The organism is Natronohydrobacter thiooxidans (genome assembly GCF_001884735.1).
GTDB lineage: Bacteria > Pseudomonadota > Alphaproteobacteria > Rhodobacterales > Rhodobacteraceae > Roseinatronobacter > Roseinatronobacter thiooxidans_A.
This window is the reverse complement of record NZ_MJAP01000025.1, coordinates 1-5,981: the sequence shown is the minus strand read 5'-3', so window position 1 is coordinate 5,981 and position 5,981 is coordinate 1. Positions and strand designations below refer to the sequence as shown.

Sequence of the window (5,981 nt, the reverse complement as noted above, 5' to 3'; positions counted from 1 at the left end):
AGTATCTAGATAGCGCTTCACCGGCGGCGGGGACGTTGCTGGAAGGCGGAACGGAGGGTGCTGCGTGAGTGGTACTGGAAGTGAGGCCGGGAAATATCGAGGCAGGGTTGCAGGGGTTGCGCCGGATGGTAGGGCGCTGCGCTTGTGATTTTTTGTCTTGTGCTGTTTGACAGAATTGGAAACTTGAAGAGATATGTGGGCGGTTTGGTTCATTTCGATGGATCGGCCTGACACATATCGGCTCGCTAGGGTGGCGTAAGCTATCCGATGATGTGAGTGTCAGCTTCACTGTTTTGCGGCTTTCGGTTCTCTTTGGAGACGAGAGCACAGAACAGAGGTAACGCGATCGGGGTTCAGTTCCTGATCGTGTGATATGTGCTTGGGTTTGACGTCAAGGATAGTGCTTCGGCACTTTCAACTTGAGAGTTTGATCCTGGCTCAGAACGAACGCTGGCGGCAGGCTTAACACATGCAAGTCGAACGAAGGCTTCGGCCTTAGTGGCGGACGGGTGAGTAACGCGTGGGAACGTGCCCTTTGCTACGGAACAGTCCTGGGAAACTGGGTTTAATACCGTATGTGCCCTTCGGGGGAAAGAATTTCGGCAAAGGATCGGCCCGCGTTGGATTAGGTAGTTGGTGGGGTAAAGGCCTACCAAGCCGACGATCCATAGCTGGTTTGAGAGGATGATCAGCCACACTGGGACTGAGACACGGCCCAGACTCCTACGGGAGGCAGCAGTGGGGAATCTTAGACAATGGGGGCAACCCTGATCTAGCCATGCCGCGTGATCGATGAAGGCCTTAGGGTTGTAAAGATCTTTCGCTGGGGAAGATAATGACGGTACCCAGTAAAGAAGCCCCGGCTAACTCCGTGCCAGCAGCCGCGGTAATACGGAGGGGGCTAGCGTTGTTCGGAATTACTGGGCGTAAAGCGCGCGTAGGCGGATTGGAAAGTTGGGGGTGAAATCCCGGGGCTCAACCCCGGAACTGCCTCCAAAACTATCAGTCTGGAGTTCGAGAGAGGTGAGTGGAATTGCGAGTGTAGAGGTGAAATTCGTAGATATTCGCAGGAACACCAGTGGCGAAGGCGGCTCACTGGCTCGATACTGACGCTGAGGTGCGAAAGTGTGGGGAGCAAACAGGATTAGATACCCTGGTAGTCCACACCGTAAACGATGAATGCCAGACGTCGGCAGGCATGCCTGTCGGTGTCACACCTAACGGATTAAGCATTCCGCCTGGGGAGTACGGCCGCAAGGTTAAAACTCAAAGGAATTGACGGGGGCCCGCACAAGCGGTGGAGCATGTGGTTTAATTCGAAGCAACGCGCAGAACCTTACCAACCCTTGACATGGATATCGCGGCTCTGGAGACAGGGCTTTCAGTTCGGCTGGATATCACACAGGTGCTGCATGGCTGTCGTCAGCTCGTGTCGTGAGATGTTCGGTTAAGTCCGGCAACGAGCGCAACCCACGTCCTTAGTTGCCAGCATTGAGTTGGGCACTCTAAGGAAACTGCCGATGATAAGTCGGAGGAAGGTGTGGATGACGTCAAGTCCTCATGGCCCTTACGGGTTGGGCTACACACGTGCTACAATGGTGGTGACAGTGGGATAATCCCCAAAAGCCATCTCAGTTCGGATTGGGGTCTGCAACTCGACCCCATGAAGTCGGAATCGCTAGTAATCGCGGAACAGCATGCCGCGGTGAATACGTTCCCGGGCCTTGTACACACCGCCCGTCACACCATGGGAGTTGGGTCTACCCGAAGATGGTGCGCTAACTCAGCAATGAGAGGCAGCCAGCCACGGTAGGCTCAGCGACTGGGGTGAAGTCGTAACAAGGTAGCCGTAGGGGAACCTGCGGCTGGATCACCTCCTTTCTAAGGATGATCCTGGCAGATGAGCTTGCTCATCTCGTGGATCACTTAGCAGCAGCAAACAAAGCTGCATATCGGACCGGACCGTCCTCATATCTCTTCAAGGAACAAGTAGGTGGAACATGAGCGCTGTCGGCGTGTCATGTCATCCTGATCGGGGCCTTAGCTCAGCTGGGAGAGCGCCTGATTTGCATTCAGGAGGTCAGGAGTTCGATCCTCCTAGGCTCCACCATCGGGCTTGTCCCGGTGCCAGCAGGATCAGCCTGAGATTTGCAGCCGCGATCACGCCACTGGCATTGGGGTCGGTAGCTCAGGTGGTTAGAGCGCACGCCTGATAAGCGTGAGGTCGGAGGTTCAAGTCCTCCTCGACCCACCATTGCCAAGGTGCTCAAGCAGCCCGTCCCGGGCGGTAGCACAACTCAATACTATCAACATGATCATCAAGCACATGAGCTTATGTGTTTGATCGTCCTGTTGGACGCGTGAAGGGTTCGCCCTTCATTTTACATCGTTTAGAGAGATACACATCAGTGTCATGTCGGCCATCCCGAGTGGGGGAGGGCCTGCAGCGCATCTTGCGTTGCGAGACATGAGACTATCCAAGTCAAGTACACTAACCAAATGTTCTGAGTGCCAACACACTCAGAGCGGGAAACGTACAATGCTTTTGGTTCAGATTGTGGAGCAGGGGAGACAAAAGGCCCTGCTTTGTTGGACATATGCAAAACCGTCGCGCTCAAGTGGCGAAGCGGTAGCGCAAATATAACGCGCTCAAGTAGCCCTCCGGGCGGTAGCGCACTATCAAATGTCTGGCTCTTTCTGGATCAAATCAAGCGCGATAAGGGCGTTTGGTGGATGCCTTGGCAGCAAGAGGCGATGAAGGACGTGATAACCTGCGATAAGCGAGGGGGAGCCGGTAATAGGCTTTGATCCCTCGATCTCCGAATGGGGCAACCCACCTGATATTCTGTTGTTGTTGCTTCGCAACAACGCACACTCCGTGACTGAGTGAGTTTGATTGTCTGTGACAATCGGGCCTTGCTCGGTTCGGCAATGCGTTGCAGCGTGGTGCTCATCAATAGGGTAAAACAGGTACTTTTAGGCTGAATATATAGGCTTAAAAGAGCAAACCCGGGGAACTGAAACATCTAAGTACCCGGAGGAAAGGAAATCAACAGAGACTCCGTTAGTAGTGGCGAGCGAACGCGGACCAGCCGAGCCGAGATTGTGACCAGAATGGCCTGGAAAGGCCAGCCATAGCGGGTGACAGCCCCGTATGGGAAGCATGATCGGACGTATCAAGTAGGGCGGGACACGTGAAATCCTGTCTGAAGATCGGGGGACCACCCCCGAAGGCTAAGTACTCCTTGCTGACCGATAGCGAACCAGTACCGTGAGGGAAAGGTGAAAAGCACCCCGACGAGGGGAGTGAAACAGACCTGAAACCGGACGCCTACAAGCAGTCGGAGGGGCCTTGAGCCCTGACGGCGTACCTTTTGTATAATGGGTCAACGACTTGGTCTGTCTAGCAAGCTTAAGCCGTTAGGTGTAGGCGCAGCGAAAGCGAGTCTTAAATGGGCGCATGAGTTAGACGGATCAGACCCGAAACCGAGTGATCTAGGCATGGTCAGGCTGAAGGTTGGGTAACACCAACTGGAGGGCCGAACCCACATCCGTTGAAAAGGATCGGGATGAACTGTGCCTAGGGGTGAAAGGCCAATCAAACTCGGAGATAGCTGGTTCTCCGCGAAATCTATTTAGGTAGAGCGTCGCACGAATACCCCGGGGGGTAGAGCACTGGATGGGTAATGGGGCCCCACAGGCTTACTGATCCTAACCAAACTCCGAATACCCGGGAGTACTATGCGGCAGACACACGGCGGGTGCTAACGTCCGTCGTGAAGAGGGAAACAACCCTGACCTACAGCTAAGGCCCCCAATTCGTGGCTAAGTGGGAAAGCAGGTGGGACGACCAAAACAACCAGGAGGTTGGCTTAGAAGCAGCCATCCTTTAAAGATAGCGTAACAGCTCACTGGTCTAATCAAGTTGTCCTGCGGCGAAGATGTAACGGGGCTCAAGCCACGAGCCGAAGCTTAGGACGCAGTAATGCGTGGTAGCGGAGCGTTCTGTTCTGTACTTCTTGCGTCTTGCGTACCCTCCGGGGTGCGACGGACGCATCAGAAGTCTGCTGAGAAGCTGGGCCGTAAGGCACCAGTGGAGCGTTCAGAAGTGAGAATGTTGACATGAGTAGCGACAAAGAGGGTGAGAGACCCTCTCGCCGAAAGTCCAAGGGTTCCTGCTTAAAGCTAATCTGAGCAGGGTAAGCCGGCCCCTAAGGCGAGGCCGAAAGGCGTAGTCGATGGGAACCAGGTTAATATTCCTGGGCCAGTGGGATGTGACGGATCTCGAAGGTCGTTCTTCCTTATCGGATTGGGAGGGCGGCTCAGAGGTTCCTGGAAATAGCCCCACATCAGACCGTACCCGAAACCGACACAGGTGGACTGGTAGAGAATACCAAGGCGCTTGAGAGAACCATGTTTAAGGAACTCGGCAAAATACCTCCGTAAGTTCGCGAGAAGGAGGCCCCGTTATTGCGCAAGCAGTGGCGGGGGGCACAGACCAGGGGGTGGCGACTGTTTATTAAAAACACAGGGCTCTGCGAAGCCGTAAGGCGACGTATAGGGTCTGACGCCTGCCCGGTGCCGGAAGGTTAAATGGAGGGGTGCAAGCTCCGAAATGAAGCCCCGGTAAACGGCGGCCGTAACTATAACGGTCCTAAGGTAGCGAAATTCCTTGTCGGGTAAGTTCCGACCTGCACGAATGGCGTAACGACTTCCCCGCTGTCTCGAACATGGACTCAGCGAAATTGAATTGCCTGTCAAGATGCAGGCTTCCCGCGGTTAGACGGAAAGACCCCGTGCACCTTTACTACAGCTTCACACTGGCATCAGGATTGCGATGTGCAGGATAGGTGGTAGGCTTTGAAGTGGAAACGCCAGTTTCCATGGAGCCTCCCTTGAGATACCACCCTTCGCACTCTTGATGTCTAACCGCGGTCCGTCATCCGGATCCGGGACCCTGTGTGGCGGGTAGTTTGACTGGGGCGGTCGCCTCCCAAACAGTAACGGAGGCGTGCGAAGGTTGGCTCAGAGCGGTCGGAAATCGCTCGTTGAGTGCAATGGCAGAAGCCAGCCTGACTGCAAGACTGACAAGTCGAGCAGAGACGAAAGTCGGCCATAGTGATCCGGTGGTCCCGAGTGGAAGGGCCATCGCTCAACGGATAAAAGGTACGCCGGGGATAACAGGCTGATGATGCCCAAGAGTCCATATCGACGGCATCGTTTGGCACCTCGATGTCGGCTCATCTCATCCTGGGGCTGGAGTAGGTCCCAAGGGTACGGCTGTTCGCCGTTTAAAGAGGTACGTGAGCTGGGTTTAGAACGTCGTGAGACAGTTCGGTCCCTATCTGCCGTGGGTGTTGGAGACTTGAGAGGAGTTGCCCCTAGTACGAGAGGACCGGGGTGAACGTTCCACTGGTGGACCTGTTGTGGCGCCAGCCGCAGTGCAGGGTAGCTATGAACGGACAGGATAACCGCTGAAAGCATCTAAGCGGGAAGCCCCCCTCAAAACAAGGTCTCCCTTGAGAGCCGTGGTAGACCACCACGTCGATAGGCCGGAGATGTACGTGCAGCAATGCACTCAGTTGACCGGTACTAATGGCTCGATAGGCTTGATTTGATCCAGTAACAACCAGACGGATCACAATCACAAAGCAACCAAAAGCAATGACCAGGATAGTTCGGCGCAACCCGCGCCCACTGATGTGGCCTCTGAACGATCACCATCGTCCAGAGACAATGTGTTCCTTCTCAGGTCTGGTGGCCACAGCGCGAGCAAAACACCCGATCCCGTCCCGATCTCGGAAGTTAAGTGCCGCAGCGGCAATGGTACTGCGTCAAAAGACGTGGGAGAGTAGCTCACCGCCAGACCTGACAAGAAACACACACATCTCTCAAAACAACCAGCGCGGGGTGGAGCAGCCAGGTAGCTCGTCAGGCTCATAACCTGAAGGTCACAGGTTCAAATCCTGTCCCCGCAACCA

3 tRNA genes and 3 rRNA genes are annotated in these 5,981 nt (G+C 55.0%); all 6 read left to right on the top strand.

Annotation, left to right across the window (positions count from 1 at the left end):
- The first annotated feature begins 415 nt into the window (after positions 1-415).
- The 6 genes from BG457_RS12305 to BG457_RS12280 all read left to right on the top strand — a co-directional run bounded on the left by BG457_RS12305 (position 416) and on the right by BG457_RS12280 (position 5,981).
- Positions 416-1,881, top strand: a 16S ribosomal RNA gene (locus BG457_RS12305).
- A 153-nt stretch (positions 1,882-2,034) separates the two neighbouring features.
- Positions 2,035-2,110: transfer RNA gene (locus BG457_RS12300), tRNA-Ala, on the top strand.
- Between the two features lie 67 nt (positions 2,111-2,177).
- Positions 2,178-2,254, top strand: a tRNA-Ile gene (locus BG457_RS12295).
- A gap of 451 nt (positions 2,255-2,705) precedes the next feature.
- Positions 2,706-5,617, top strand: a 23S ribosomal RNA gene (locus BG457_RS12290).
- Positions 5,618-5,753: 136 nt separating this feature from the next.
- Positions 5,754-5,868 (top strand): 5S ribosomal RNA (rrf, locus tag BG457_RS12285).
- Together the 16S, 23S and 5S rRNA genes with 3 tRNA genes alongside form the textbook arrangement of a ribosomal RNA operon.
- A 36-nt stretch (positions 5,869-5,904) precedes the next feature.
- Positions 5,905-5,981, top strand: a tRNA-Met gene (locus BG457_RS12280).